The organism is Halovibrio sp. HP20-59, from assembly GCF_033052795.2.
Lineage (GTDB): Bacteria > Pseudomonadota > Gammaproteobacteria > Pseudomonadales > Halomonadaceae > Vreelandella.
In genome coordinates this window covers 40902-65450 of the sequence record NZ_JAWJUW020000003.1, presented here as the reverse complement: position 1 = coordinate 65450, position 24549 = coordinate 40902, and the positions used below count along the sequence as shown (strand labels likewise).

Sequence of the window (24549 nt, the reverse complement as noted above, 5' to 3'; positions counted from 1 at the left end):
GGAACATCATGGATAAATCATCATCGCAACGCCTGCCACCGCTAAAACGCAACTGGTGGCTGAAGCACCGCTTTTTTAAACTTTATATGCTGCGCGAAGCCACGGTACTGCCGCTGGTGTTTTTCACGCTCTGCTTGCTTGCCGGTATGGTTGCTCTTCTTCAAGGGGCAGAAAGTTGGCAGGGGTGGATCGCCTTTATGGGCTCTCCCATCGTATTAGTGCTGAATCTTCTCGCGCTGGCCGCCAGCCTGTTTCACGCCGCCACCTTCTTTGTCCTGTTCCCACGGGTGATGCCGCTGCGCATCGCCGGACACAGCCTGCCTGATAAGGCCATTGTTGCCGGACAGTGGGCTGGCGTAGTAGCAGTCGCGCTGCTGTTTTTCTGGCTATTCGGGAGGGCCTAAATATGGAAAAGCTAGCCATGAATAAACCAAGCATGGGCAAAAACAGCACTCAGCACAAACAGGCCTTTGACGAGCCGCTTTGGTGGGGGCTGTTTAGCGCGGGCGGTGTCTGCTTTGCTGTCTTTCTACCTGCTGTGATTCTCTTTATCGCCGTTCTACTGCCCCTTGGCCTGCTGCCCGCCGAGGCGCTGAGCTATGAGCGCGCATCATCGCTGCTATTCAGCGTGCCGGGCTTTCTGTTTGTTGGGGCGGTGGTCTGTTTACCGTTATTTCATGCCGCCCATCGCCTGCGCCATGGGATGTTTGATATCAGCGTGGGTAATGACTCAATCAACAAAAAACTAATGTACGGTGGGGCTGCGTTGCTTAGTATTGTGGCGCTGGGTTTAGTCGTGGCGGGCTTCCTGGGTTAAACGGCTCGCTGCAAGCATTTCGCCTCAACAGATAAAAAGAGACTGGCATGATCAACGGACTCACTGAAACGGAACTCTATGCACCAGTCGAGTGGCAGGATCGCTCCGATGGCTACCAGGATATTTTGTACCACACCACTGCCGATGGCATTGCCCGCATCACCATCAACCGGCCAGAGGTTCGCAACGCCTTTCGCCCGCTAACGGTTAGCGAGATGGCTCAAGCGCTTAACCGCGCCCGCCACGACAGCGCTATTGGCGCCATTCTGCTGACTGGCGCAGGCGACAAAGCGTTCTGTTCCGGCGGTGACCAGCGCATTCGCGGAGACTATGGCGGCTACCAGGATGAAGAGGGCACCCACCACCTCAACGTGCTGGATTTCCAGCGCGATATTCGTACCTGCCCTAAACCGGTAGTAGCGATGGTGGCGGGCTACGCCATCGGTGGCGGGCATGTGCTGCATCTAATGTGTGACCTAACCATTGCCGCCGAGAACGCCGTCTTTGGTCAAACCGGCCCTAAGGTAGGTTCCTTCGATGGCGGCTACGGCGCCTCTTATATGGCGCGCATTGTGGGCCAGAAAAAGGCCCGGGAGATCTGGTTTCTATGCCGCCAATATAGCGCCGCCCAAGCGCTGGAAATGGGGCTAGTCAACCACGTGGTGCAGCTAGACGAGTTGGAAAAAGAGAGCGTGCGCTGGTGCCGGGAAATGTTACAGCACAGCCCCATGGCACTGCGCTGCCTAAAAGCCGCGCTCAATGCCGACTGCGACGGCCAGGCCGGGCTGCAGGAACTGGCGGGCAATGCCACCATGCTCTACTACATGACCGAAGAGGGGCAGGAAGGTCGTAACGCCTTTAACGAAAAGCGCCGCCCGGATTTCTCCCGCTACCCGCGTAACCCTTAATGCAGCTAGCCCTTTACCGCTACTGCCTTCCATTCCGTCAGCCGCTAATGTTTAAAGGAGAGCGGTTGGCGAACAGAGAAGGGCTGCTAGTTTCCATTAACGGGCAGTGGGGCGAGATTGCCCCGCTACCAGGCTTCTCGACTGAAACTCTGGCGGAAGCAGAAGCGGAAAGTCTGGCCTGTTTGGCTGCTTTGAGCCGGGGTGAAAAAGCCTTGCCGGCGCTGCCTTCGGTGCAGTTTGGGTTTGACTGCGCCCAGCGCTCGTGGCCAAACAATCTTCCTGCGCCTTTACCGTCCTACCCACTGCTCCAGGGCTCTCCTGCGGCGTTGATCCAGTCTCTTCCAACCGCCAATTGGCAAGCGTCGCCACCGTCTCGGCTTAAGCTTAAAGTGGCGCGCTATGCTATGGAAGAGGAGCTGGCGCTGATCGAACAGCTTGCCGCCCGGCTGCCGACGACCAAGCTGATTCTGGATGCCAACGGCGGCTGGACGCGGGAAGAAGCTCAGCGCTTCTGTGAGCGCCTGCCCCTTAAACAGATCGACTACCTGGAAGAGCCCTGCGCTACCTTCGCTGACACTATCGCCGTGGCAGAAGCGACGGGGGTGGCCATTGCCCTGGATGAAACGCTATCGCGCAGGGAAGAGTGGAACTATCACCCGCAGCTTAAAGCCCTGGTGATCAAACCCACACTGATCGGCTCGCTAAACGCTTGCGAAGCACTCGTTCAACGGGCACGGGCGGGTAATCTTCGCGTGGTGATCTCCTCAAGCTTTGAATCCGATCTGGGCCTCGGGTTGCTTGCTCGGTTGGCCAGTGAGTGGGCGCCCAATGAGCCGCCGGGGCTGGATACCGGCCACTGGCTTACCGAGCGCGTGACCAGCGCCACGGGCGAAGTGATGACAGAAAGCTTGCACTGTCTCTCTAAAATGGAAAATTCAGCGTGAAAGATACCTGCCCCATTCACTACTGGGCTAAAGAGACCCCCGAGCATATTGCGCTAGAGGCTGGCTCGGTGAAGCTTAGCTATCGAACGCTTAATCGCCGCGTGGCGTCTTTAGCACAGCAACTGGCCGATAAGGGGTTTGTGCCGGGTGATCGGCTAGTGGTTCCCGCGAAAGGCTCGCTTGAATCCTTGCTGCTGGCGTGGGCCTGCCTTCGGGCCGGGGTGGTTTTCTGCCCGCTTAACCCTGCCTTTCCTGTTGCTCAGCAGCTCAATTTAGCTGAGCGCTTGCAGGCTGATCGTGTTTGCCAAACGGAAAGTGACAATCAGTACTGTTCACAACTACCCCCCTCACAGCTAACGCCGATTACCCTAGATTTCCTGGCGGAAGCTAACGCAGGTGAGTCGACAGCGCTCGATGGCAACCAGCTGTGCAACACGATCTTTACCTCCGGCTCCAGTGGTACGCCCAAGGCGGTGCTGCATCGCTTGGCCAATCATTGGGCGTCTGCCCGTGGGTCGGCGTCGTTGATTCCCGTTGATCAAAACAGTGGCTGGCTGCTGTCGCTGCCACTGTTTCATATCGGTGGCTATGCTATTCCGTTCCGCGTTTTTATGGCCGGAGGGCGGGTGATTCTCGATGACGATCCGCAAACGCTTCCCGCGCGCCTTGAGCAGCAGTCAATCACCCACCTTTCCCTAGTGCCCACCCAGCTTTGGCGGTTGCTGAAAGCGGGCTTTACCCCCCAGCGCACTCAGTTGCGGGAGCTGCTACTGGGCGGCGCGGCGATTCCCGCGCCGCTGGTGGCGAAGATGACATCACTGGGGCTAACGCCGAAGGTTAGCTATGGGCTGTCCGAGATGGCCAGCCAGGTATGCACTGGCATACCCACCGCACCGGGCGTCGTCGGTAAGCCGCTGCCAGGCCGTGAAGTGAGGGTCGTTGAGGGTGAGATTCAGGTGCGCGGCGAGACCCTGTTCTGCGGCTATTTGAATAACGGCGAGGTTGATCCAGCCCTCAACGATGAGGGATGGTTTGCCACCCGTGACAAAGGGCACTTCACTTTGGGCGGCGCGCTGGTGGTGGAAGGGCGGCTCGATAACGGTTTTATCTCCGGCGGCGAGAATATTCAGCCGGAAGCCATCGAGCAGCGCTTGGTCGACCACCCCAGCGTCGCCCAGGCGTTAGTCATACCGGTGCCCCACCCCGAGTGGGATGAGCGCCCGGTGGCGTTTATCGATTGGCACGGCGAGGCCGTATCGGAGCAGGCGCTAAGTGCCTGGGTACGCGAGGCGCTACCCGGCTTTATGGTGCCCGACGCCTGGCTAGCCTGGCCGCCAGGAGTAGGCTTTAAACCCTCCCGTAAGCAGTTTGCTGAGTTGGCGCGGGCACACGTAAATTTTGCCGTATAGCGGCACGACCTATTGGATCTATTCCGTTAGGCCAGCAGCGTCCAGCATGGCATGAAGCAGAACGTTACAGCCGGCGTGAACGTGCTCCGGCGTGGCGCTTTCGATCTCGTTGTGACTGATGCCGTCCTTGCAGGGAATAAAAATCATCGCGGCGGGGGCTACGCGGCCAACAAACATCGCATCGTGACCGGCGCCGCTGATGATATCCATGTGTGATAGGCCGAGCTTCTTCGCCCCTTCACGCACCGCATCAACACATTCTTTGTTGAAGTGTTCCGGGGCAAAATCCGCTGTGGGCGTTAATTCATATGCCAGCCCGTGGCGTTGGCAAATGTCTTCCACGGCGGCTGCCACCGCCTTGCCCATTGCGATAAGCGCTTCAGGCTCCCAGTGGCGCATATCTAGGGTCATTTTGACTTGGCCGGGAATCACGTTACGCGAGCCAGGATGCAGCATCATACAGCCCACCGTGCCGCGCCCGTGGGGCTGATGATCAAAGGCGATACGGTTGAGCGCTTGGGTGACTTCGGCTGCGCCCATCATGGCATCGCGGCGTAAGTTCATCGGCGTAGGGCCCGCGTGGGCTTCAAGCCCCGTCAGTGTTAAGTCGAACCACTTCTGCCCAAGCCCGCCGATAACCACGCCAATGGTGGTATCGGTATCTTCCAGGATCGGCCCCTGCTCAATGTGCGGTTCAAAGTACGCTTTTATTTCACTTGGCGAGACGCTATCGCTGCCGCGGTAGTGAATGGCATCCAGGGCATCGCTAACCGTTACGCCATCGGCGTCAGTGCGAGCCATCATGGTGTCAAATTCAAGCTCGCCGCTGAACACCCCGGAGCCCATCATGCAGGGCGGAAAGCGGCAGCCTTCTTCATTGGTCCAGGCTACGACTTCGATAGGGGAGTGCGTGGTGATGTTGTGCTGGTTAAGGGTGCGAATCACTTCCAGGCCAGAGAGCACGCCAAAGCAGCCGTCGTACTTGCCGCCGGTAGGCTGGCTATCCAAGTGGCTGCCTGCCATCACCGCTTTGGCGTTGTGATCGCTGCCTTCCCGGCGGGCAAAAATATTGCCGATATTATCAATCCGTATCGTGCAGCCCTCGGCACGGCACCACTGGATAAATAGGTCACGTCCCTGGCGTTCTAGATCGGTAAGCGCCTGGCGATTAACGCCGCCCTTAGGGGTGGCGCCTAGTTTGGCCATCTCCATTAGTGCTTCCCAGAGGCGGTCACTGTCAGTGCGCAAATCAGCTGTAGCGATTTTCGGTTCAGCAAACGAGTTCATATGACTTCCTTTTATTGAGCACGGAGGAAGCTGGCGACTCCCCGGTTTATTGTTTGGCTCACTGCTAGCGTAGAGGTAAAAAACTTGTATTACGTATAAATTCTCTAACGTGAGCAAAAGAAAAGCGTGATTTTATAAACGTGTTTAGTCGCGCATGCTGAGGCAATGCCGCATAGCGATGGAGCTGAACACATGTTTGGACTAACAAGCAAAACACCCCCGCAAGCCTCGGAGGACGCGACACACGAGCGCTCCTCCACTACCGAGCTTAACCAGCATTACTGGATGCCGTTCAGCTCGAATCGCGACTTTCGCGCCAACCCCCGGGTGATTACCGGGGCGGAAGGGCGCTACTACATTGATGACCAGGGCCGTAAGTTATTCGATTCGCTTTCTGGGCTATGGACCTGCGGCGCGGGCCACAACCGTGAAGAGATTCAAAAAGCCGTATCGGCGCAGCTAGGCAGCCTCGACTTTGCCCCCGGTTTCCAGCTTGCCCATCCGCTGGCGTTTAAACTGGCGGAAAAGGTCGCCAGCCTGACGCCTGCCGGGCTTGATCATGTGTTTTTCACCAACTCGGGCTCAGAAGCCGCTGATACTTCGGTCAAAATGGCTAAGGCCTATTGGCGGCTAAAAGGTAAGCCCGAAAAAACCCGTATGATTGGCCGCGCCAAGGGCTACCATGGGGTGAACATCGGTGGCACCAGCCTGGGCGGCATCGGCGGCAACCGCAAACACTACGGCCAGCTGATGGACGTAACGCACCTGCCGCACACCCTTCAAACGGGTCACGCCTTCACGCGTGGCCAAGCGGAAACCGGTGCCGAGCTTGCCGATGCATTGCTCGATCAAATCGCCCTACATGATGCTTCCACCATTGCGGCGGTGATTGTTGAGCCGATGTCCGGCTCGGCGGGGGTAATCGTGCCGCCTAAAGGCTACCTGGATCGGCTGCGTGAGATCTGCACCGCCCACGATATTCTGTTGATTTTCGATGAAGTGATCACCGCCTTTGGCCGCAGCGGCGCGACCACAGGCGCCGAAGCTTTTGGCGTCACGCCGGATATTATGAACGTGGCCAAGCAGATCACTAACGGCGCGATTCCCATGGGCGCGGTGATCGCTTCCAGCGAGATTTTCGACACCTTTATGCATGCCGGTGGACCTCAACACGCCGTTGAATTTCCCCACGGCTACACCTACAGCGCCCACCCAGTGGCTTGCGCTGCAGGTTTAGCAGCGCTTGAGATGATGGAGCGTGACAACTTCCCCGCCCAGGTGAACGCCATCGCGCCCACCTTTGAGCAGAAGCTGCACGCTCTGAAAGGTCGCAATCACGTTGTCGATATTCGTAACTACGGTTTAGCTGGGGCGATTCAGTTAACCCCACGGGACGGCGACCCCACGATTCGCCCGCGCGATGCGCATATGGCACTCTGGGAAGCTGGCTTCTATGTGCGTTACGGCGGTGACACGCTGCAGTTTGGCCCTCCCTTTGGCACCACCGAGGCCGAGTTAGAGCGGCTGTTTGACGCGGTTGCCACTACACTAGATTCGCTAACATAAATTGCTGTCATAAATGATTACGGAGCGTAAAGCATGAGTGTTGTTTCCCATTTGATTAACGGCGAGTTAGTCGAGAGCCAGCGCACGCTGGATGTCACCAACCCCTCCACAGGCCAAGTGATTCGCCAAGTCGCTGACGCCAATGCCGCTGACGTAGAGCGTGCCATTGCTGCCGCCCAGGCGGCATTCCCCGCCTGGCGCGATACGCCGCCTGCCAAGCGCGCCCAGGTGATGTACCGCTTCAAACAGCTGCTCGAAGATGACGCGGATCGCCTAGTGCAACTGGTCAGCGAAGAGCATGGCAAGACCCTTGAAGACGCCATGGGTGAGCTTAAGCGCGGTATCGAGAATGTCGAGTACGCCTGCGGCGTGCCGGAGCTGTTGAAAGGCGAGTATTCGCACAACGTGGGGCCGGGCATTGATGCCTGGTCTAACTTCCAGCCTTTAGGCGTGGTGGCGGGTATTACCCCGTTTAATTTCCCCGCCATGGTGCCGCTATGGATGTACCCCATGGCGATTGCCTGCGGTAACACCTTTATTCTCAAACCATCAGAAAAAGACCCTTCGGCGGCCATGGCCATTGCTGAACTGCTTCAAGACGCTGGACTACCCAAAGGCGTGATGAACGTGATTCACGGCGGGCGTGAAGCGGTGGAAACGCTGTTGGATGCCAAGGCCGTTAAAGCTATTTCCTTTGTCGGCTCCACGCCGGTAGCTGAAGCGATCTATACCCGTGGTACTGCCGCTGGAAAACGCGTGCAAGCGTTGGGTGGAGCGAAAAACCACGCCGTGGTGCTGCCGGATGCCGACCTGGAGAATGCCGCCAATACGCTAATGGGCGCCGCGTTTGGTAGCTGCGGCGAGCGCTGCATGGCGATCTCGGTAGCGGTATGCGTGGGCGACGAGACTGCAGACCGCCTAGTTGAAACGCTACTGCCTAAAATTGCCGAATTAAAAGTCGGTCCCGGCACAAAGCGGGAACTCGATATGGGGCCGCTGGTGACTGCGGAGCACCGCGATAAAGTACTTGGCTACATTGAAGATGGCGTACAGGCTGGCGCGTCACTGGTCGCCGATGGCCGTGATCTGACAGTCGCAGGCTTTGAGGAAGGCTATTTCGTAGGTGGCTGTCTGTTCGATAACGTTACCGCTGAAATGCGTATCTACCAGGAAGAGATTTTTGGGCCGGTGCTCTGCGTGGTTCGGGTTGGCAGTTTAGATGCTGCCATGCAGCTGGTTAACGACCACGAATACGGTAACGGCACCTGCTTGTTTACCCGCGATGGCGAAGCTGCCCGCCGCTTTACCGACGCTATCGAGGTTGGCATGGTCGGGGTGAACGTGCCGCTGCCGGTGCCCGTGGCCTACCACAGCTTTGGTGGCTGGAAGCGCTCGCTGTTTGGGGATCTGCACGCCTACGGGCCGGACTCTGTGCGCTTCTACACCCGCCGCAAAGCGGTTTCCCAACGCTGGCCGTCGGTTAGCGAAGCGACCCTTGCTGAGTTCTCGTTCCCCGCCAATCAGAGTTGACGTCTTGAGGTAACTAAGACATCTTCTCAGCACCATCGCCCGGCGGTGGTGCTTTTTTTGGTGCGTACTTCAGGCGTAAAAGGGACGAGAACAGCGTGGCGAGAACCCAGGACGAAATTCGGCAAACCAACGTGAAAAAGATTCTCCAGGCGGCAGAACAGCTGTTTGCCGAAAAGGGCTATGCCGGTGCTTCCATGGGCGACATTGCCCAGCTGGCCAATATCCCTAAGTCCAACGTGCACTACTACTTCTCTACCAAAAAAGCGCTCTATCAGGATGTGTTGCTGGAGCTGTTGGAGATATGGAAGCAGGACGCGCTGTGCTTTGAACTCTACGACGACCCGCGGGTGGTGCTCTCCACCTACATTCGCGCCAAGATGAACCACTCCCGCGACCGCGCCCACGGCTCGAAAGTATGGGCGGCCGAAGTGATGCAGGGCGCACCGATTCTTAAAGAGCGCCTGCGCGACAATCTCTATGAATGGGCCAAGCTCAAAGAGTCGAAAATTCGCGAGTGGGTCGAGTCAGGTCAAATCAATCCCGTCGAGCCTTCTTACCTTCTTTATATGATCTGGGCCTCCACCCAGCACTACGCCGACTTCGACTACCAAATCTGCCTGCTCAACGACGACCAACCGCTGGACGATCTGCAGTTCGAAAAAGCTGTGCAGTCGGTGACTTCAGTGATTTTGCGAGGGATTGGGTTGACGGCGTGAGCAAACAAAGATGACTTGAAGGCATTTAAGTATACGCCTAGACTATACATACATAGTCTAGGCGTATACTTATGGATCAAATGCTCGCCCGCCAACGATTGGATGCGTGGGATCGCCAGGGGCGCAATATCTTCACATTGCGAGATCTCGCCAAGCTGTTCCATGAAGATAACCCGAAAACGCTACAAGAGGGTGTGAACCGTCTCCGTCGTCATGGGGTGCTTGAAGGGGTTGCGCGGGGTATCTATCACTATGCACTGTCTCGAACTCCAGACGCTTATCGGTTGGAGCGTATCGCCCGAGCCATGCGGCGCGGCGAATACAGCTATGTTTCTTTAGAGTCTGCCTTGTCTGAATACGGCGCCATCTCGCAGATTCCGGTCGATCGATTGACCATTATGACCACCGGCCGAAAGGGCACCTATCGCACGCCTTATGGCACCATTGAGTTCACCCATACACGCCGCCCGGTCACCGAGCTGATGGGCCGCATGAGAAATATTGGCCGTCCTCTCAAGATCGCGACGCCTGAAGCCGCTTGGGCTGATCTAAAACGTGTAGGAAGAAATACGCATCTAGTGGATACCGAGGTGTTGAATGAACCGGATTGAGCTTGGGGATTATGAACAGCTAGTAGCGCAAGCGATGGAAGATCCAGCCCGTAAAGCAATGCGTCCAGTGATCGAAAAAGAATTGCTCCACTTCGATATCCTCTATGCCCTTGATAGAGAGGGGCTGCTCAACGCGCTGACGTTTCAGGGCGGGACTTGCTTACGGCTTTGCCGAGGATCGCCAAGATTTAGTGAAGATCTGGATTTTGCGGGAGGCATAGACTTTAAACGCGAGGACTTTACGCAGATCAAAGAGTGTATCGAAGCGTACATTAGCCGACGCTATCGTCTTGAGGTCACGGTGAAAGCACCAAAAGAGCTCAAAGATGATCCTCGATATGCCGATATACATGTCGACAAGTGGCAGGTTGCTGTTGTGACCGCGCCCATGCGGCCAGACATTCCGAAGCAGCGAATCAAGTTGGAGATTGCGAATATTCCTGCTTATACCCGTGAGGCCCATGCGATACAGATTCATTACCCTTTTCTGCCGGATGGATATAGTGATCTTTTGGTGGTCACTGAAAGCAACGATGAGATCATGGCGGATAAGCTCGTCTCGCTAGTGAATACGAAAAAATATGTACGCCACCGGGATATCTGGGATCTGCAGTGGTTAAAACAGCAGGGCGCAACACCCAGTCTTGATTTGCTTCAGCGCAAACTCTCGGATTATAGCGTTGAAGGTTACTCAGCTAAGGCTCGAGGCATGATTGAGCGTTTGCCAAGTATCATTTCAGGCACAGACTTCCACGCTGAAATGACTCGGTTTCTACCTGCTGACACGCTTGCGCGGACGCTGGATAATCCGCGGTTTGCTGACTTTCTGTCGCGCGAACTCACCACAATGCTTAGTACCGTCGTGGCAACGCTTGAGGGGCGTGATCCAAATACAGCACCACCTGAATTTAAGCTCTGAAAACCCGTTTATTTTCTCAACGGCTGAGCCGAACGGATGTATCAAACTTATGCCGCTTACGTGACAGAAGCGTGCGGAACTTACGCATATTGTCGTCGCCATAAAGTACGCGATCACAGAAGCGGTCATACTCATCTAAATCAGCGACTGTCACGATCAACACAAAATCACACTCGCCGGTTACCTGATAGCACTGCTTCACTTCAGGGGCGTTCAGCGCTGTTGTTAAAAAACGCCTGTAGAGTGATTTGTTATCCCGCTCCATGGTGACTTCTACCACCATGTGCAGGCACTGCCCCAAGGCGTCAGGGTTGAGTAGTGCCACCTCCCGCTCAATGATTCCAGCTTCGCGTAACCAATTAACGCGCTTTAAGCAGGCAGAGGGGCAAAATACAGGTTCCGACACCAACAAACTGCGAGCTTGACATGCCCCGACTGATGCTCACTGATGAACACTGGTCGAAGCTAAAACCTATACTGCTTCAACAACGTATCTATGACAAGGCTGACCTGCGGATGACGGTAGAAGGCATACTTCACCAAACTCGTACCGGCTGCCAGTGGCGCGATTTACCCGACGACTTTGGGCACTGGAATACGGTCTATAAGCGCTTTAACGCTTGGTCGGCCGCGGGCAAACGGGTGAATTTTTTTAATCGGTTAGTGGAAGATCCAGATACGGAATGGCTCTTTATTGATGGCTCCTATATCAAGATTGCACAGGGGCTGCCACAGAGGAAGTAGAAGCCATTGGTAATAGCCGTGCGGGCAACATAAGCAAGATACACTTAGCCGTTGAGGCTTATGGCCTACCGATTGCTTTCAGAATCACCGGAGGTGACTTACACGACGGCACAGAGGCAAAGGCGCTGATTGATGCGTTGCTAGCAGGCGGGGCATTAGTGGCTGACAAGGGGCATGACGGTGAGCGTATCCGTGAGCAGGTCGACGCCAAGGGGATGGACTCGGTGATCCCACGAAAACGTAACTCAAAGACAGGAGATGACAGTTTAGACAGAGGGTTATATCACTATCGTCATCTTGTAGAGAATGCCTTTGCTCGGTTGAAGCCGTATCGCGCCATAGCGACGCGTTAAGACAAGCTCAAGCGAAACTACGAAAGTATGGTGGTCTTGGCTTGTGCTTTTTTATGGTTGCCCATGTGAAACGTCAACAGATCCTAGTTATCCTGGTATGTGAAGTTGTATGTCACAAATTTCTGGAATGCGGAATGGTTCAAGGGCAGGTTAGTTAGATTGTTTTTTCTAAGCTGTACCCGCCTTGAGTCTGTTCTCTCAATAGCATTCACCGTTTAACACATCGGACCTCGTATCGATCTTCTTGACGTCGGTGGACCTCTTGGGGATTGGCATCATTAAAGAGGTAACTCCAGGCACGGTTGTCGTTAGTATTGTTATTGCCGCCTGAATATTGTGGCTGAGGGATTTCTCCATCGAGCTCGGTAGCAGACCAGTAAAATCCATTATGAAATCCGCCAATCTGCCACTTTGCAGCATGCATCTCAATCAGCTCGTCAAGATTTGGTAGGAACCAGTCATTTTTGCCGAGGATTGTTGTATTTTCACAAATATTTTGAGCATCCGACCAGTTGGCTCTGATTAAATCCCAACCCATTACTTCAAGACCGCTATCTAGTGTCGTAGAGCCTATCATTTCTTCAGGATAAAAACAGGTGGCGTCGTCACTTCTCAACTGAGCATATTGCGGTGTGTAAGGGTAACCAACGCCGGGAGCGCAAAACATATTGCTGCCAAGGTTAGCTTGACCATTAGAACTAAAAGGTCCGAAGCCTGATGCTGTGCTAAAAGGCGTTATGATTAGGGTAGTTAAGAAGCCAAAAATGGTTTTTTTAGCATGTTTCTTCATTAGCAGTTCTCCAAAAGATGGCCGCTAAAGCGGTCTGTATTCCTGTGAGCGTAGGTTTCACGAAAACAAAGTAGAGAAATATTATTTCTACTCCCTCAAGGGGGAAAAAAGAGATCAATCACTACATTTTTAGTAAATAATATTAACTTTATCTCATCAAAAGTGTTTAGAGTACAGCATCTTCAAATGCTGTGATGCGACTCTCATTTCGCTTTTCCGATTTTTGAGCCACTCCTCTTGAGGTGCCCACTGTTACTGGGCAGGATCAATTCGTTCATCTAACCAATCCACGCTTCAACAGCGTGGCGAAGAGAAGAACCCACAGGAAACGCTGCTGCCAGCGGTGGATATTGTCGAAGAGGCTGATGCCATCAAGTTGGTTGCCGATATGCCCGGCGTTACCAATGAATCGCTTAATGTAGAGCTCGATAATAACGTGCTGAGTTTGGAGGGTGAGATAAGCTTGAACATGCCCGAAGGACTGAGTGCGCTGCATGCTGAGGTAAGTGGCCAGCGTTTCGCACGGCGTTTCAACCTCAGCCACGAAGTGGACAGTGACGCCGTTTCCGCGACTATCGTCAATGGTGTACTGACGGTAACGCTGCCCAAGAAAGATAGCCACCGCACACGGCGTATCGAGGTTCAGGCGGCATAACATAAGCGGTTGCTTGGCTTCTTTGTGTAGCCGTCCTATGGGGCGGCGCTTTTCTTAACCCGTATTTTAGCTCTATGCTCTGTTTTAAGGGTTTTAGGGGGTACACTCACATTTCCTTACAAATAGAGCGTAGAGGATTGCATTATGACCGATATAGCCGCTTTGCTTGGCAGCGATGCCGATAGCTTGCTCAATCATACCTGCCGGGGAGTGCCTCGCGAGAGCTTGCACCTGCCGGGCTCAGACTTTATCGACCGTGTCATGGCGGATAGCGACCGCAGCCCAGCGGTGCTGCGCAATATGCAGAGCTTGTTTAATCACGGACGCTTGGCAGGTACTGGTTACCTCAGCCTGCTGCCGGTGGATCAGGGCATTGAGCACTCGGCGGGCGCCTCTTTTGCGCCTAACCCGCGTTACTTCGACCCGGCCAATATCGCTGAGCTTGCGCTCGAGGGTGGCTGTAACGGCGTGGCTTCAACGCTGGGTGTGTTGTCGTCGGTGGCGCGGCGCTATGCCCACAAAATCCCGATGATGCTCAAGCTTAACCATAACGAAACGTTGAGCCATCCGGCGATATACGATCAGACGCTATTTGCCGATGTGGATCAGGCCCATGACATGGGGTGCGTGGCGGTGGGAGCGACGATTTACTTTGGCTCCCATGAGAGCCGTCGGCAAATCATGGAGATCAGCGAGGCCTTCGAGCGTGCCCACCAACTGGGAATGGTCACAGTACTGTGGGCCTATCTGCGTAACCCGGAATTCAAGCACAACGGTGCTGATTATCACGTCTCTGCTGACCTCACCAGCCAAGCTAACCACATGGCCGCAACGCTCAAGGCTGATATCGTCAAACAGAAACTGCCCGAGAATAACGGCGGCTACAAGGCGGTCGGTTTCGGACATACCCATGAGAAAGTCTACAGCGAACTGACGTCTGATCACCCCATCGACCTGGCCCGCTATCAGGTGGCCAACTGCTTCATGGGCCGCGCCGGTTTAATCAACTCAGGCGGTGGCTCTAAGGGCCACTCAGATCTTGGCGAAGCGGTGCGCACGGCGGTTATCAACAAGCGGGCCGGCGGTATGGGCTTGATTTCTGGGCGTAAGGCCTTCCAGAAACCCATGCAGGAAGGCGTCGAACTGCTGCATGCGATCCAGGATGTCTATCTCTCTAAAGACGTTACCGTCGCCTGATTTCTTGGTTCGCACGAATCAAGTTGGGTCGAGGGGCGCTTAGTAGCTATCCGCCATTGAGTGATGTATTTCAAAAGCGCCCCTGCCCACGACCACAGCGTGACCGCCCACTGCGACCAAGCCATGCTTGATCTCGCCGTTGGCGGCGGTGTGGATAACACTGGGCCGCCCCATTTCAACACCCTGACGAATCGTGCAGCGCAAAGCGTCTGACTGTTTTGATGCCAAGTAGCCGGTCAATGCCGCAGCGGCACTGCCGGTGGCGGGGTCTTCGCAGAGACTGTGTTCCATAGAAAACATACGGCTGCGCACTACGAACTCCGTCTCATTATGCTGCTCCATCACGTAGAGGTAGATCTGTTCGGCGCCGCTTGTCGTCACGGTCTTTCCCCAGATGGCCGGTGATATCTGAACGCTCGCTAAGGCGGCCGTATCGGCAAGTTCAATCAAGTGATAGGGCAGCCCGCAGGAAGCAACGACTGTGTCGCCCATCACTTGATGTGTTTCAAGCCCTAACAAGGTTGCAGTAGTGGCGTGATCCAGCGGGCTGTCCTCTATCGTGGCGGGCTGAGCGGTGGTAAAGGTTGCGCTTTGCTGCGAAAAATTAACCACTAACGCACCGACCGGTGGCGCTAGCACTAGGGGTTGTTCACGGTTAACTAGGTTCAATTCTGCCAACAGGTACGCGGTGCCTACCGTGGGGTGGCCGGCAAAAGGTAGCTCAATAGTTGGCGTAAAGATCCGCATCGGATAGTGATTTGGTGCATCGGCGGCGCCTAAAAACACCGTTTCAGCAAGATTAAGTTCATTGGCCAGTGCTTGCATAGAGCTGGTGCTTAACCCGTCAGTATCTAGAAAGACCGCCAATGGATTGCCGGTAAACGGCCGGTCGGTAAAGACATCAAGCAAGTAATACTCAACGGTTTTCATAGGGCCCACCTTCTTTTTTTCCATGTTTTGGTCCATGTTTCCAAAACGCTTTGCGCCCCTCTTTGAGCGCTTGGGTACGTTCAATGCCAATATCATCTAGCAGCCGGTCATCTAATGCCAACAGGTGGCGTCGGCTACGGCGATAGTGACGATACTGCTGTAGTTGATAGCGCAACTGGTAACGAAGCTGGGTAAGGGTGAAGCGTGGCATGGCTAATCCTCCTTATTATCTGCTTAACCAGCTTACTTAGTGCTACTATCTCGATACAGATATAGGATTTATTATTTTTAGGATACAGAAGGGTTTGTTGGCGCTCTGTATGGTTCCAGAGTAGGGCATCTGTATCGATATCCGAGTGTGGGTGGGGGAGTGTCATGACGCGCTATGAAGAGGTCGCCACGATTTTGAGGGAGCGTATCGAGCACGGTATTTACCGCGTGGGTGATCGTCTGCCGTCGATTCGTGCGGTGTGTCAGGAGCTGGACGTCAGCATCTCCACAGCCCAGGAAGCTTATCGGCAACTGATGGATGGGGCGTTGATCGAGTCGCGACCAAAATCGGGCTACTTCGTGCTGCCTAGCCGCGCGCCGTCGGTGCTGCCGTCAGTCTCCCGACCGGCGCAGCGCCCGCTGGATGTTTCCCAGTGGGATCAGGTGCTTGAGCTCGTCGCCACCCAGCGGGATGACGTGCGGCTGTTGCTGGGGCGTGGTGTGCCGAATTTTGAGTATGAGACGCTGCGGCCGTTGTCGAAGATTCTCGCCGGGCTGCATCGCAGCAGTGACCTACACGGGTTCAACTACGACAAGCTGAGCGGTAGTCCCGAGCTGCGTCAGCAGGTAGCACGACTGGCCATTACTTCTGGCTGCCTGCTACACCCGGACGACATTGTGATTACGACCGGCTGCCAGGAAGCGCTTTCGATTGCGTTGCGCACCCTCACCCAGCCCGGCGATGTGGTGGCCGTGGACTCGCCCAGCTTTTACGGCACCATGCAGATCCTCAAGGCCAACGGCTTAAAAGCGCTGGAGATTCCTACCGACCCACAAACCGGTATCAGTCTGGAAGCCCTGGAGCTGGCATTGGAGCAGTGGCCAATCCGCGCCATACAGGTCACGCCGACCTTCAATAACCCGCTGGGCTACACCATGCCTGAAGCACGCAAGCGGGCGCTGTTTCAGCTTGCCCAACGCTTTGATGTGGCGATTATCGAAGACGATATCTACGGCGATTTGTCATTTAGCCTGCCAAGGCCGCGCACGGTGAAATCTTTCGATGACGACGGGCGCGTGATGCTTTGCAGCGGCTTTTCCAAAACGGTGGGGCCGGGGTTGCGGGTGGGCTGGCTGGCGCCGGGCCGTTACCGCGATCAGGCGCTGCACATGAAGTATGTCTCCACCGGCGCTTCGGCCACGCTGCCGCAGCTGGCAGTGGCGGAGTTCGTCGCCAAAGGGCACTACGAGCGTCATGTCCGTTACGCCACCCGCCAGTACCAGCGCCAGCGCGATATCATGATCAGTTGGGTGCAGCGCTACTTCCCCAAGGGGGCGGGTATCAGCTATCCACAGGGCAGTTTTTTGCTCTGGGTAGAGCTACCCGCCGCCGTGGATTGTGTGAAGCTCAATCAGCGCTTAGCGCAGCATGCTATCCATGTAGCGCCGGGGTCGCTGTTTTCTGCCTCGGGCAAGTTCCGCCAGTGCCTGCGTCTGAACTATGCGTTTACGCTAACGCCGGCCATCGAAGACGCCGTGCGAACCTTGGGTGAGCTTGCCACTGAGATGGTGGCAGATGCGCAGCAGCATGAGGTAGGCCTTATAAATTCAGAGTAGTGCCTCGCACGGGGGTCAAACTGCCATGGTCGATAATCGGCCCGGTTGGCTGACCTCCAGGCGCTCCTCCCTGGGGCTCTACACTGACGGCTAAATCGGCAGTGAATAATTGCGCGCGCAGCTCCTCGCTGGGTTGTAGGCGTCGGCTGCCTTGCTCTGGCAGCAAGCCTAGCGAGATGGGCGTGCCATCGGCAATCAACCACAGTTCACCGGTCTGTTCGCTGCCGACTTGGGTCGGTTGAACCGCTTGCACGATCAGCTCTCCCTCCTGGGTCGCGCTAATGATCCAGCCTGGCGTGCGTGATTCGTCCTGAACCACGAAGACGGCTTCTCCGTCTGGCAGCTGGGTCCGTTCAGCTTGTTGCCAAAGAAGGCCTAGCGCTATCGCGATCACCCCAAAACTGGTCGCCATGGTTTGCCATGCACCCAGGCGTTGCCACCAGCGCAAGGATGATGCGCCGGTCGCCTGGGTAATGCGCTGCCAGACCTCCCTGGGCGGTGTTTTAGGGTCCAGTTGCTCGTTGAACAGGTGCAGGTATTCTCGCCACTCTTCCACGTCATTACGCAGGTCATGGCTGACAGCCAACAGCGCCTCAAAGCGTGCTTTCTGATCGCTATCCAATACGCCCAGTACGTACTCGCCAGCCGCTAGGTGGCGATCGTGAGGGTCGCTTAAATCCCATTGGTTAGACATGTTTTTAACCTCTCAAGTCCACGGCGGATCCAGCTTTTGACGCTGCCCAGCGGTTGGGACAGAGAGTTAGCAAGCTCGCTGTGAGTCATGCCCTGAAAGTAGGCCATTTCCATTAACTGGCGCTGATGTCGACTGAGTGTGTCGAGGCAGTCGTTCAGTTTGTCGTTTTGCTGATGATTGATGCTGTCATCTTCAGGGTCGTCGGCGCCTAATAGCGTTGCTAGCAAGGGTTCATCGGTGGTGGTGTCCTGTGGTTTTTGGCGGCGCAGCCAGTCGATGCCAATATTGCGAGCGAGTGTTGAAAGCCAGGTCATTGGCTTGGCTCGCGTGGCGTCATATTGATCGGCAGCATGCCAAATTCTGATAAAAGCCTGTTGCAGACAATCTTGTGCGGCACTTTCATCTCTTACTATACGCAGCAGTTGAGCATATAGATGCGCACTGGAGAGGCGATAGAGACGTTCAAATGCTTGACTGTCGCCTTGGGCACAGCCGTGAAGCTGGTCAATAAGATACTGGTGGCGCTGCGTTGCATCTAGCATTCAGGCATCTCTGCACAATAAACCGAATCGTCAGTCTTGGTGAGTCCGCCGTTGAAGGCAATAGGCGCGCTTTCCGGTGGTCAATAAAAAATTATTGCGATAACTGTTGAGATAGCTGCATCCACCTAGGCGTTAGGCGCGTAAGTGTTAATGAGCTTGTATTGTTGAGCTTTTTTAATGACAACCAGGAGATGCCCAATGAAACTCAAACTTCTTACTGCCAGCCTATGTGCCGCTGCTCTCTATACCGGCGTTGCCGTTGCTGACCATGGCCCGACCACGGTAGGTGGCGCCAGCATGCTTCCCGAGCGGAATATCATCGAGAATGCGGTTAATTCGGGTGACCATGAAACACTCGTCGCCGCTGTAAAAGCAGCTGAATTGGTTGATGTGTTACAAGGCGAAGGTCCGTTTACCGTATTCGCTCCGACGGATGATGCCTTTGCGAAACTTCCTGATGGCACTGTCGATACGCTTCTGCAACCAGAGAATCAGGAACAGCTACAAACTGTCCTTACCTATCATGTTGTGCCTGGCAACCTGACGCGCGATGTTTTGCTGGAAGAGGTAATGGAAAATGACGGTACGGTAGCGTTTAAAACTGTCCAAGGTGAGTACCTCTCCGTCATGCGCAACGGTAACAATTTGATGGTTATGGATGCCCAGGGTAACAATGCCAATATTACGGTCGTCGATGTCGCCCAGGAGAATGGTGTTATCCACGTGGTCGATAGCGTGTTAATGCCCTAACGGTTCAACTCGTATCGGATAACCACCGTCATCCGTTCTAGGTGACGTCTACCCACCGCCTGGCAAGCTAGGCGGTGGTTTTTTATTGGCCAGGTGGCCATAAAAATCCTTCTCGGGGGCGATAAAGTCGTTAGCCATCCGTGATCTGTCAATCGAACCATTCTTTCGCGGTACGCCACAGGCAGATACCGACGAAGTACACCGAGGTGACGCCCCAGCCCCATAGTGCCCAGGCTGCGTGCTCGGGGGTGGAGAGTACCAGCGACGTGGCACAGACGAACCACAAAAGCGTCACAGCGATATTGAGTGGCATGAACAGGCGCACCCGGAACGGGTGAAGAAACTTCATCCGCGTCACGGTGAGGGCGGCCAGCAAGACAATCACGGCAAACGTGAACAAGGGCGGCAGGTCAAGAATATAGACGTAGATCGCGACGACGTTCCAGGCGGCAGGAAAGCCGACAAAGAAATTATCCTGGCTTTTCATATTGACGTTGCAGAAACAGAACATCGATGACAGCAGAATGATGAACACCGTCAAAAGCCCGAGATTAGGCGGTAGCTCAATGAAGAAATAGATGAAAAGTGACGGGATAAAGGCCCAGGTAAGGTAATCGATGACCATGTCCAGAGTTGAGCCATCGAAATGGGGCAGCACGGTCTTGACGTCGAACTTGCGGGCCAGGGCGCCATCGAAGCCATCGACCAGCATTGCCGCGCCTAGCCAGAGAAGGCAGGCAACCGGATTATTGTCGACCAGGGCGAGCATCGCCATCGTGCCGAGCAGAACGCCGCTGGCTGTGAAGGCGTGCACGCACCAAGCCTTACCTATCGAAGCGCGGGACTCTGTTTGCGAAGAGAACGGTTGAACCACGTTGACCCCATTGGGAACGCGTTGTCCCCTTGCTGGTTGGTAGAAAATTGTGTGTATGAAGAACGTTACCCTACTATAGGAAGGTACTTGGAGAATACGCAGGCAGGCCATCTATTGATGGCGGGCGGCGTTTTTCTGCCATGCACCTTAAAGCAATGGTCACCGGTGATGCCTTAGTGCAAGGTAGAGAAGGAAGCACATCGTCAGCCGTCAACTCAACGTGTTGGATCCACGCCTTTAGAGGCCACTATAGCTGCAAGCTGTGTTGCATCACCACCCATGCATCACCACCCAACTGGAGCAGTCGTTATGGTTCATATTCGTTCGGCGGTACTCAGTGACCTGGAAGCACTCAGTAGTTTACTTGATGGCTATCGTCAGTTTTATAAACAACCGAGCGATACAGACGCGGCGCGTAGCTTTCTGCGCCAGCGCATGGGGCTGGGAGATTCATTCATTCTGGTTAGCGAGAACAGTGAAGGAACGCTCACGGGTTTTGTACAGCTATATCCTGGTGTTTCCACGGTGGGCCTAAATGCCCGCTGGACGCTAAACGATCTCTTCGTGCTGCCGGATTGTCGTGATAAAGGCACCGGGAGGGCATTAATGGAAGCCGCTACAAAACTGGCCCACGATCACGGCGTTGCACGCTTGATATTAATGACGCAAGTAGAAAACGAGCGCGCTCAACACCTTTATGAATCATTGGGCTGGCAGCGCAACACCGCTTTTTACGGCTATTTACTCGATATTAAATAAGGGCCAAGCGATGAAAAACGAGCATCAATCCGCCGTGTTGGCGTTTCCGCCTGCTAAGCCCGCGGCCATGGCCGCTGCGATGTATGACAAGCTTTGCTACCACACGGATGCCTGGGACGTGGCGCAGGATTTGGCCAATGGCATTGCCGAGATCGTAGTGATCGATACACGTAGCTTTGAGCACTACTGTGCCGGGCATATTCCAGGAGCGATCAGCCTGCCGCATAAAGAGATGACGCCAGCGCGCTTGGCTGAGCTGGATAACACCCTTGTTTATATCACTTACTGCGATGGCATTGGCTGCAACGGCTCAACCAAAGGCGCCTGGAAGCTGGCCAGCGCCGGGCTACAGGTAAAAGAGCTGTTGGGCGGGTTGGACTTTTGGCGTCGTGATCAACATCCTATTCAAACAGGTGAGCAGATGGGAAGCATGGAGAGCGCGGAGACTGTGGCATGTGGGTGTTAGGTGATTAAGTGCATGAAAATTAATTATGTTGCATTTGTTTAACTTCAGAAAAGTACACTGACGTTATTTTCAAATAGCTAACGTGGCTTTGCCTGCCCAGAATGGTTCTGCTCGATTGATGTCTCTAAATTTTTTGCGTTGGCTTGAGAGCTGAGTAAGTAATCAGTCTCCGGCAGCTTGCACACATCCACCCACTGGGCATTGACCAGTTCGGCCAGGCGCTTGGGGCTCAGGCGTACGGCGCTGTTGGGCGAGCCGGCGGCGGGTAGCACTTCTTCAAAGGCGTGGAGTGATTCATCGCAGTACACCGGCAGGTCGGTGGCGAGGCCAAAGGGGCAGACACCGCCCACCGGGTGGCTGGTGAGTTCCATGACGGTGTCGGCGTCGAGCATCTTGGCCTTGCCGCCGAAGGTGTCGCGAATCTTGCGGTTATCAATGCGCGCGTTGCCGCTGGCAACGATGAGCAGCGGTTTTTCACCCACCCGAAACGCCAGGGTTTTGGCGATCTGCCCGGGTGCCACGCCGTGGGCCTTGGCGGCCAACTCTACCGTGGCGGTGCTGGTTTCAAGCTCTTCGATGGTCACATCCGGTGCATGCTCGGCAAAGAACTGGCGAACGGTCTCGACGCTCATCGTGAAATCCCCGTGTTGGCTGAAAGCCTAACCTAACGCGCTTGGGTTGTATTAGCCAAGCCACGGTGGCGTGGTGATTCTGGCTGGCTCGCGCTGCATGATGATCTCGCCGTTTCGTACCGAGAGCAGTACTTCGCCCTGGGCGCGCAACACGCTGTAATCGTCCTCGCCGTCCAGCAGGTTGAAGCTGGCGGGTTTGCCCACTTCAATGCCGTAACGTGATTCGATATCGAGCGTGCGCGCGCTGTTGTCGGTAATCAGCGACAGCGCCTGGCTGAAGTCCTGATAGCCCATCATATGGCAGATATGCAGGCCAAAATCCAGCGTGCGTAGCAGCTTGCCGTTGCCCAGCGAGTACCAAGGGTCGACGATGGAGTCTTGGGCCAGGCATACGTTGATGCCCGCCTCGTTGAGCTCCTTCACCCTGGTCACGCCGCGCCGTTTGGGGTAGCTGTCGAAACGTCCTTGCAGGTGAATGCTTTCGGTGGGGCATGAGACAAAATTGATACCCGAGCGTTTAAGCAGCAGAAACAGCTTGGAGCAATAGGCGTTGTCGTAGGAGTGCATAGCGGTGGTGTGACTAGCCGTGACGCGGCTGCCTAAGTCGTTAAACAGCGCTTCGCAGGCGAGTACCTCAAGGAAGCGCGAGTTGGGGTCGTCGATTTCATCACAGTGGACGTCCACCAAGCGGTCGTACTTGATCGCCAGCTCAATCACCCGCTTCATGGAGGCGACACCCAGTTCACGGGTGTATTCGAAATGCGGAATACCGCCGACCACATCGGCGCCGATCTCCAGCGCTTCTTCCAGCAGTTTCTCGCCCCCTGGGTAGGAGAGCAGGCCGTCTTGAGGAAAGGCGACCACCTGGATATCGATTTTATCTTTTAACTCATCGCGCAAGGCGCACAGTGTTTTTATCCCAATCAGCCTCGGGTCGCTAGTGTCTGCGTGGGTGCGCACAAACTGAACGCCGTTGCTGATTAGCAGGTTAAGCGTTTTCAGCGCCCGCTCGCGAATGTCGGCCTCTGACAGCATGGGCTTGCGTTCGCCCCAGCGCTCAATGCCCTCAAACAGCGTACCGCTCTGGTTCCAGTTTGGCTCACCCGCCGTCAAGGCTGCGTCCAGATGAATATGTGGCTCAATAAACGGCGCGCAAGCCAGCTTACCATTCGCATCAATTTGCCCAGCGCTTGCGGTTTGAGGCGCGTCTTGGGCGGTAATCGCACTAAATTCGCCGTTATCAATGTCTATACGATAAAGCTCAGGGCGTTGGCGCAGGCGGGCGTTAATTATCTGCATGCTCATATAAAAGAGAGACTCACTTATTGCTTAGCAGTAGAGGGAAGGCTATCACCCAGCGTAGCGTGTTTGAGGCGTAGCAGCACGGCGTAGCTTGCCGCTGCTATCGCGATACCTACCAGTGGGGGCAGTAATGGTGAGAAGTAGGCAGCGCCCGCGCCTAGCGCATAGGCGGCTAATCCCCGGCGATTAAAGTCGGGTAATGCAGCAGTCTTCAGCGAAGGGTAGCGGCCTTTATGCTTGAGCCAGAAGTCCGCCATGATCACCCCGCCCATGGGCGGAATAAAGGTGCCCAGCAGCACCAGGAAGGGGATCAACAGGTTGTACATGCCACCGACCGCCAGCACGGTACCAATGGCTGCGCCGCCTACCGTCACCAAACGGCGCTTCTCGGTGCGCAGTAAATTGCAGCCCGCCACGGCGAAGTTGTAGATGGTGTTGTCCTGTGTGGTCCAGATATTCAGGAACAGCATCAGCACGGCGATGGTGACAAAGCCCTGGGCGATCAATACATCCACGATATCCGCCTGCTGGTAAATCATGGTGCCCAGCGCACCGGTCAGTACCATGAAACCGTTACCGACAAAAAAAGCCGCCAGGGTCGCGAGCACGGCAATTTTCGGCGTTTTGGCGAAGCGGCTCCAGTTAGTCGCTTGAGTGCCGCCGCTGATGAAGGTACCGATAATCACGGTAATCGCCGCTGCTACGCTCATGCTTTCCGTGGGCGTTTGCTGGCTTAGCCCGGCAAAGCCGCGCACATCCACCAGACCGGTAAACAGACTGATGACGATAAACAGCATCATGGCGGGGACGGCAAACCGCGATAACCAGTCCATGCCTTTATAGCCAATCATGGCGGTCACGCAGAAACCGAACCCAAAAAGCACCATTAAGGGGATTTCCAGCCATTCAGGCATCCCGGTGGTGCGTACCAGTACCAGGGCAATCGTCGCGGTACCCCAGGCGTACCAGCCAATTTGGGTAAAGCCGAGAATAAAGTCAGAAAGTTTGCTGCCCTTTTCGCCAAAGCAGAAGCGCCCCATCAACACCGAGGTGAGCCCGCTTCGACAAGCGATATAAGCAAGTGTCGCCGCGTAGGCGCCCAGCAGCAGGTTGCCAGCCATAATAATCCATAGCAGCTGGCCAATCGGGAAGGCTTGGCCCAAGGAGCCACCTGCCCACATGGTGGCGGTGAAAAAGGTAAAACCGAGCAATACGGCAGAAGTCGAGAGCAAGCCCTTGCGGGCGCTGATGGGGACTTCGCTTAGGGGGTAATCGGAGTGTCGCATGGTGATCTCCTAGCCAAAGGTAACAGTTAGCCCAAAAGTGC

Annotated in this window: 27 protein-coding genes and 1 pseudogene; 17 read left to right on the top strand and 11 right to left on the bottom strand. The window is 55.3% G+C overall.

Annotation, left to right across the window (positions count from 1 at the left end; translation table 11 throughout):
• Window positions 1–8: 8 nt before the first annotated feature.
• Genes RZA33_RS04490 through RZA33_RS04470 form a run of 5 tightly spaced genes read left to right on the top strand, consistent with a single transcriptional unit; the run spans window position 9 to window position 4078 of the window.
• Window positions 9–404: a fumarate reductase subunit C gene (locus tag RZA33_RS04490; protein ID WP_273193541.1), complete on the top strand. Its 396-nt coding sequence runs from the start codon at window positions 9–11 to the stop codon at window positions 402–404.
• Window positions 405–421: 17 nt separating this feature from the next.
• Complete coding sequence (gene frdD, locus RZA33_RS04485; RefSeq protein ID WP_287018725.1) at window positions 422–817, top strand: fumarate reductase subunit FrdD; 396 nt, start codon at window positions 422–424, stop codon at window positions 815–817.
• A gap of 47 nt (window positions 818–864) precedes the next feature.
• On the top strand, window positions 865–1725 hold the full coding sequence (gene menB, locus RZA33_RS04480; protein WP_317506655.1) for a 1,4-dihydroxy-2-naphthoyl-CoA synthase: 861 nt from the start codon (window positions 865–867) through the stop codon (window positions 1723–1725).
• Complete coding sequence (gene menC, locus RZA33_RS04475; RefSeq protein WP_317506654.1) at window positions 1725–2669, top strand: o-succinylbenzoate synthase; 945 nt, start codon at window positions 1725–1727, stop codon at window positions 2667–2669. The genes menB and menC overlap by 1 nt, the downstream gene beginning before the upstream one ends.
• Complete coding sequence (locus RZA33_RS04470; protein WP_317506653.1) at window positions 2666–4078, top strand: AMP-binding protein; 1413 nt, start codon at window positions 2666–2668, stop codon at window positions 4076–4078. The genes menC and RZA33_RS04470 overlap by 4 nt, the downstream gene beginning before the upstream one ends.
• Before the next feature lie 18 nt (window positions 4079–4096).
• Here RZA33_RS04470 and RZA33_RS04465 read toward each other — a convergent pair whose 3' ends face one another.
• Window positions 4097–5365, bottom strand: a complete 1269-nt coding sequence (locus RZA33_RS04465) for a Zn-dependent hydrolase (RefSeq protein WP_317506652.1) — start codon at window positions 5363–5365, stop codon at window positions 4097–4099.
• 192 nt (window positions 5366–5557) lie between these two features.
• On the opposite strand from RZA33_RS04465, the gene RZA33_RS04460 reads away from it, so the two are divergent.
• The 5 genes from RZA33_RS04460 (at window position 5558) to RZA33_RS04440 (ending at window position 10707) form a co-directional block, all read left to right on the top strand.
• Window positions 5558–6931: an aspartate aminotransferase family protein gene (locus RZA33_RS04460; protein ID WP_317506651.1), complete on the top strand. Its 1374-nt coding sequence runs from the start codon at window positions 5558–5560 to the stop codon at window positions 6929–6931.
• 33 nt (window positions 6932–6964) lie between these two features.
• Complete coding sequence (locus RZA33_RS04455; protein WP_317506650.1) at window positions 6965–8461, top strand: CoA-acylating methylmalonate-semialdehyde dehydrogenase; 1497 nt, start codon at window positions 6965–6967, stop codon at window positions 8459–8461.
• A gap of 95 nt (window positions 8462–8556) precedes the next feature.
• Window positions 8557–9177, top strand: coding sequence for a TetR/AcrR family transcriptional regulator (locus RZA33_RS04450; RefSeq protein WP_317506649.1), 621 nt, complete (start codon window positions 8557–8559; stop codon window positions 9175–9177).
• Window positions 9178–9248: 71 nt separating this feature from the next.
• Window positions 9249–9788 carry a type IV toxin-antitoxin system AbiEi family antitoxin gene (abiEi, locus tag RZA33_RS04445; protein ID WP_317506648.1) on the top strand — a complete coding sequence of 180 codons (540 nt, stop codon included), beginning with the start codon at window positions 9249–9251 and terminating at the stop codon, window positions 9786–9788.
• Window positions 9775–10707 (top strand): nucleotidyl transferase AbiEii/AbiGii toxin family protein, encoded by a 933-nt coding sequence (locus tag RZA33_RS04440; protein ID WP_317506647.1) that lies wholly within the window; start codon window positions 9775–9777, stop codon window positions 10705–10707. The genes abiEi and RZA33_RS04440 overlap by 14 nt, the downstream gene beginning before the upstream one ends.
• Window positions 10708–10723: 16 nt before the next feature.
• Here RZA33_RS04440 and RZA33_RS04435 read toward each other — a convergent pair whose 3' ends face one another.
• Window positions 10724–11032 (bottom strand): Lrp/AsnC family transcriptional regulator, encoded by a 309-nt coding sequence (locus tag RZA33_RS04435; protein ID WP_317506646.1) that lies wholly within the window; start codon window positions 11030–11032, stop codon window positions 10724–10726.
• Between the two features lie 101 nt (window positions 11033–11133).
• On the opposite strand from RZA33_RS04435, the pseudogene RZA33_RS04430 reads away from it, so the two are divergent.
• Window positions 11134–11873, top strand: a pseudogene (locus tag RZA33_RS04430) (IS5 family transposase).
• Window positions 11874–12012: 139 nt separating this feature from the next.
• Here RZA33_RS04430 and RZA33_RS04425 read toward each other — a convergent pair.
• Window positions 12013–12594 carry a DUF1566 domain-containing protein gene (locus RZA33_RS04425; protein ID WP_317506645.1) on the bottom strand — a complete coding sequence of 194 codons (582 nt, stop codon included), beginning with the start codon at window positions 12592–12594 and terminating at the stop codon, window positions 12013–12015.
• A gap of 343 nt (window positions 12595–12937) precedes the next feature.
• On the opposite strand from RZA33_RS04425, the gene RZA33_RS04420 reads away from it, so the two are divergent.
• Both RZA33_RS04420 and RZA33_RS04415 read left to right on the top strand, forming a co-directional pair.
• Entirely contained in the window at window positions 12938–13249 is a 312-nt protein-coding gene (locus tag RZA33_RS04420; protein WP_317506644.1) for an Hsp20/alpha crystallin family protein, read from the top strand.
• Between the two features lie 144 nt (window positions 13250–13393).
• Complete coding sequence (locus RZA33_RS04415) at window positions 13394–14446, top strand: class I fructose-bisphosphate aldolase (protein WP_317506643.1); 1053 nt, start codon at window positions 13394–13396, stop codon at window positions 14444–14446.
• A gap of 39 nt (window positions 14447–14485) precedes the next feature.
• Here RZA33_RS04415 and RZA33_RS04410 read toward each other — a convergent pair whose 3' ends face one another.
• Window positions 14486–15376: a PhzF family phenazine biosynthesis protein gene (locus RZA33_RS04410; protein WP_317506642.1), complete on the bottom strand. Its 891-nt coding sequence runs from the start codon at window positions 15374–15376 to the stop codon at window positions 14486–14488.
• On the bottom strand, window positions 15363–15587 hold the full coding sequence (locus RZA33_RS04405) for a DUF1127 domain-containing protein (RefSeq protein WP_317506641.1): 225 nt from the start codon (window positions 15585–15587) through the stop codon (window positions 15363–15365). The genes RZA33_RS04410 and RZA33_RS04405 overlap by 14 nt, the downstream gene beginning before the upstream one ends.
• A gap of 164 nt (window positions 15588–15751) precedes the next feature.
• Between RZA33_RS04405 and RZA33_RS04400 the strand changes: the two genes are divergently transcribed.
• On the top strand, window positions 15752–17203 hold the full coding sequence (locus tag RZA33_RS04400) for a PLP-dependent aminotransferase family protein (protein WP_317506640.1): 1452 nt from the start codon (window positions 15752–15754) through the stop codon (window positions 17201–17203).
• Here the strand turns inward: RZA33_RS04400 and RZA33_RS04395 are convergent.
• Together RZA33_RS04395 and RZA33_RS04390 are read right to left on the bottom strand one after the other, a co-directional pair.
• Entirely contained in the window at window positions 17187–17897 is a 711-nt protein-coding gene (locus tag RZA33_RS04395; RefSeq protein ID WP_317506639.1) for an anti-sigma factor domain-containing protein, read from the bottom strand. The genes RZA33_RS04400 and RZA33_RS04395 overlap by 17 nt on opposite strands.
• Window positions 17876–18439 carry an RNA polymerase sigma factor gene (locus RZA33_RS04390; RefSeq protein ID WP_317506638.1) on the bottom strand — a complete coding sequence of 188 codons (564 nt, stop codon included), beginning with the start codon at window positions 18437–18439 and terminating at the stop codon, window positions 17876–17878. Before RZA33_RS04390 ends, RZA33_RS04395 begins: the two co-directional genes overlap by 22 nt.
• A gap of 198 nt (window positions 18440–18637) precedes the next feature.
• On the opposite strand from RZA33_RS04390, the gene RZA33_RS04385 reads away from it, so the two are divergent.
• Window positions 18638–19189: a fasciclin domain-containing protein gene (locus RZA33_RS04385; protein WP_317506637.1), complete on the top strand. Its 552-nt coding sequence runs from the start codon at window positions 18638–18640 to the stop codon at window positions 19187–19189.
• A gap of 148 nt (window positions 19190–19337) precedes the next feature.
• Here the strand turns inward: RZA33_RS04385 and pcsA are convergent, their stop codons facing one another.
• Complete coding sequence (gene pcsA / locus RZA33_RS04380) at window positions 19338–20021, bottom strand: phosphatidylcholine synthase (protein ID WP_416337845.1); 684 nt, start codon at window positions 20019–20021, stop codon at window positions 19338–19340.
• A gap of 351 nt (window positions 20022–20372) precedes the next feature.
• Between pcsA and RZA33_RS04375 the strand changes: the two genes are divergently transcribed.
• Together RZA33_RS04375 and RZA33_RS04370 are read left to right on the top strand one after the other, a co-directional pair.
• Window positions 20373–20822, top strand: a complete 450-nt coding sequence (locus tag RZA33_RS04375) for a GNAT family N-acetyltransferase (RefSeq protein WP_317506635.1) — start codon at window positions 20373–20375, stop codon at window positions 20820–20822.
• 10 nt (window positions 20823–20832) lie between these two features.
• Window positions 20833–21288, top strand: a complete 456-nt coding sequence (locus RZA33_RS04370; protein ID WP_317506634.1) for a rhodanese-like domain-containing protein — start codon at window positions 20833–20835, stop codon at window positions 21286–21288.
• Window positions 21289–21365: 77 nt separating this feature from the next.
• On the opposite strand, the gene RZA33_RS04365 is transcribed toward RZA33_RS04370, so the two are convergent.
• The 3 genes from RZA33_RS04365 to codB are packed head-to-tail and all read right to left on the bottom strand — an operon-like array spanning window position 21366 to window position 24508.
• Window positions 21366–21920 carry a YbaK/EbsC family protein gene (locus tag RZA33_RS04365; protein ID WP_317506633.1) on the bottom strand — a complete coding sequence of 185 codons (555 nt, stop codon included), beginning with the start codon at window positions 21918–21920 and terminating at the stop codon, window positions 21366–21368.
• 51 nt (window positions 21921–21971) lie between these two features.
• Window positions 21972–23225 carry a cytosine deaminase gene (codA, locus tag RZA33_RS04360; RefSeq protein WP_317506632.1) on the bottom strand — a complete coding sequence of 418 codons (1254 nt, stop codon included), beginning with the start codon at window positions 23223–23225 and terminating at the stop codon, window positions 21972–21974.
• Window positions 23226–23242: 17 nt separating this feature from the next.
• Window positions 23243–24508 carry a cytosine permease gene (gene codB, locus RZA33_RS04355; RefSeq protein WP_317506631.1) on the bottom strand — a complete coding sequence of 422 codons (1266 nt, stop codon included), beginning with the start codon at window positions 24506–24508 and terminating at the stop codon, window positions 23243–23245.
• Window positions 24509–24549: the final 41 nt, after the last annotated feature.

What these genes read in the sequence shown, in the direction of transcription:
- RZA33_RS04490 (WP_273193541.1), top strand. Translation starts at nt 9, where the DNA reads ATGGATAAATCATCATCGCAACGCCTGCCACCGCTAAAACGCAACTGG.
- frdD (WP_287018725.1), top strand. Translation starts at nt 422, where the DNA reads ATGAATAAACCAAGCATGGGCAAAAACAGCACTCAGCACAAACAGGCC.
- menB (WP_317506655.1), top strand. Translation starts at nt 865, where the DNA reads ATGATCAACGGACTCACTGAAACGGAACTCTATGCACCAGTCGAGTGG.
- menC (WP_317506654.1), top strand. Translation starts at nt 1,725, where the DNA reads ATGCAGCTAGCCCTTTACCGCTACTGCCTTCCATTCCGTCAGCCGCTA.
- RZA33_RS04465 (WP_317506652.1), bottom strand. Translation starts at nt 5,365, where the DNA reads ATGAACTCGTTTGCTGAACCGAAAATCGCTACAGCTGATTTGCGCACT.
- RZA33_RS04460 (WP_317506651.1), top strand. Translation starts at nt 5,558, where the DNA reads ATGTTTGGACTAACAAGCAAAACACCCCCGCAAGCCTCGGAGGACGCG.
- RZA33_RS04455 (WP_317506650.1), top strand. Translation starts at nt 6,965, where the DNA reads ATGAGTGTTGTTTCCCATTTGATTAACGGCGAGTTAGTCGAGAGCCAG.
- abiEi (WP_317506648.1), top strand. Translation starts at nt 9,249, where the DNA reads ATGGATCAAATGCTCGCCCGCCAACGATTGGATGCGTGGGATCGCCAG.
- RZA33_RS04440 (WP_317506647.1), top strand. Translation starts at nt 9,775, where the DNA reads ATGAACCGGATTGAGCTTGGGGATTATGAACAGCTAGTAGCGCAAGCG.
- RZA33_RS04425 (WP_317506645.1), bottom strand. Translation starts at nt 12,594, where the DNA reads ATGAAGAAACATGCTAAAAAAACCATTTTTGGCTTCTTAACTACCCTA.
- RZA33_RS04415 (WP_317506643.1), top strand. Translation starts at nt 13,394, where the DNA reads ATGACCGATATAGCCGCTTTGCTTGGCAGCGATGCCGATAGCTTGCTC.
- RZA33_RS04410 (WP_317506642.1), bottom strand. Translation starts at nt 15,376, where the DNA reads ATGAAAACCGTTGAGTATTACTTGCTTGATGTCTTTACCGACCGGCCG.
- RZA33_RS04405 (WP_317506641.1), bottom strand. Translation starts at nt 15,587, where the DNA reads ATGCCACGCTTCACCCTTACCCAGCTTCGTTACCAGTTGCGCTATCAA.
- RZA33_RS04400 (WP_317506640.1), top strand. Translation starts at nt 15,752, where the DNA reads ATGACGCGCTATGAAGAGGTCGCCACGATTTTGAGGGAGCGTATCGAG.
- RZA33_RS04395 (WP_317506639.1), bottom strand. Translation starts at nt 17,897, where the DNA reads ATGTCTAACCAATGGGATTTAAGCGACCCTCACGATCGCCACCTAGCG.
- RZA33_RS04390 (WP_317506638.1), bottom strand. Translation starts at nt 18,439, where the DNA reads ATGCTAGATGCAACGCAGCGCCACCAGTATCTTATTGACCAGCTTCAC.
- RZA33_RS04385 (WP_317506637.1), top strand. Translation starts at nt 18,638, where the DNA reads ATGAAACTCAAACTTCTTACTGCCAGCCTATGTGCCGCTGCTCTCTAT.
- RZA33_RS04375 (WP_317506635.1), top strand. Translation starts at nt 20,373, where the DNA reads ATGGTTCATATTCGTTCGGCGGTACTCAGTGACCTGGAAGCACTCAGT.
- RZA33_RS04370 (WP_317506634.1), top strand. Translation starts at nt 20,833, where the DNA reads ATGAAAAACGAGCATCAATCCGCCGTGTTGGCGTTTCCGCCTGCTAAG.
- RZA33_RS04365 (WP_317506633.1), bottom strand. Translation starts at nt 21,920, where the DNA reads ATGAGCGTCGAGACCGTTCGCCAGTTCTTTGCCGAGCATGCACCGGAT.
- codA (WP_317506632.1), bottom strand. Translation starts at nt 23,225, where the DNA reads ATGAGCATGCAGATAATTAACGCCCGCCTGCGCCAACGCCCTGAGCTT.
- codB (WP_317506631.1), bottom strand. Translation starts at nt 24,508, where the DNA reads ATGCGACACTCCGATTACCCCCTAAGCGAAGTCCCCATCAGCGCCCGC.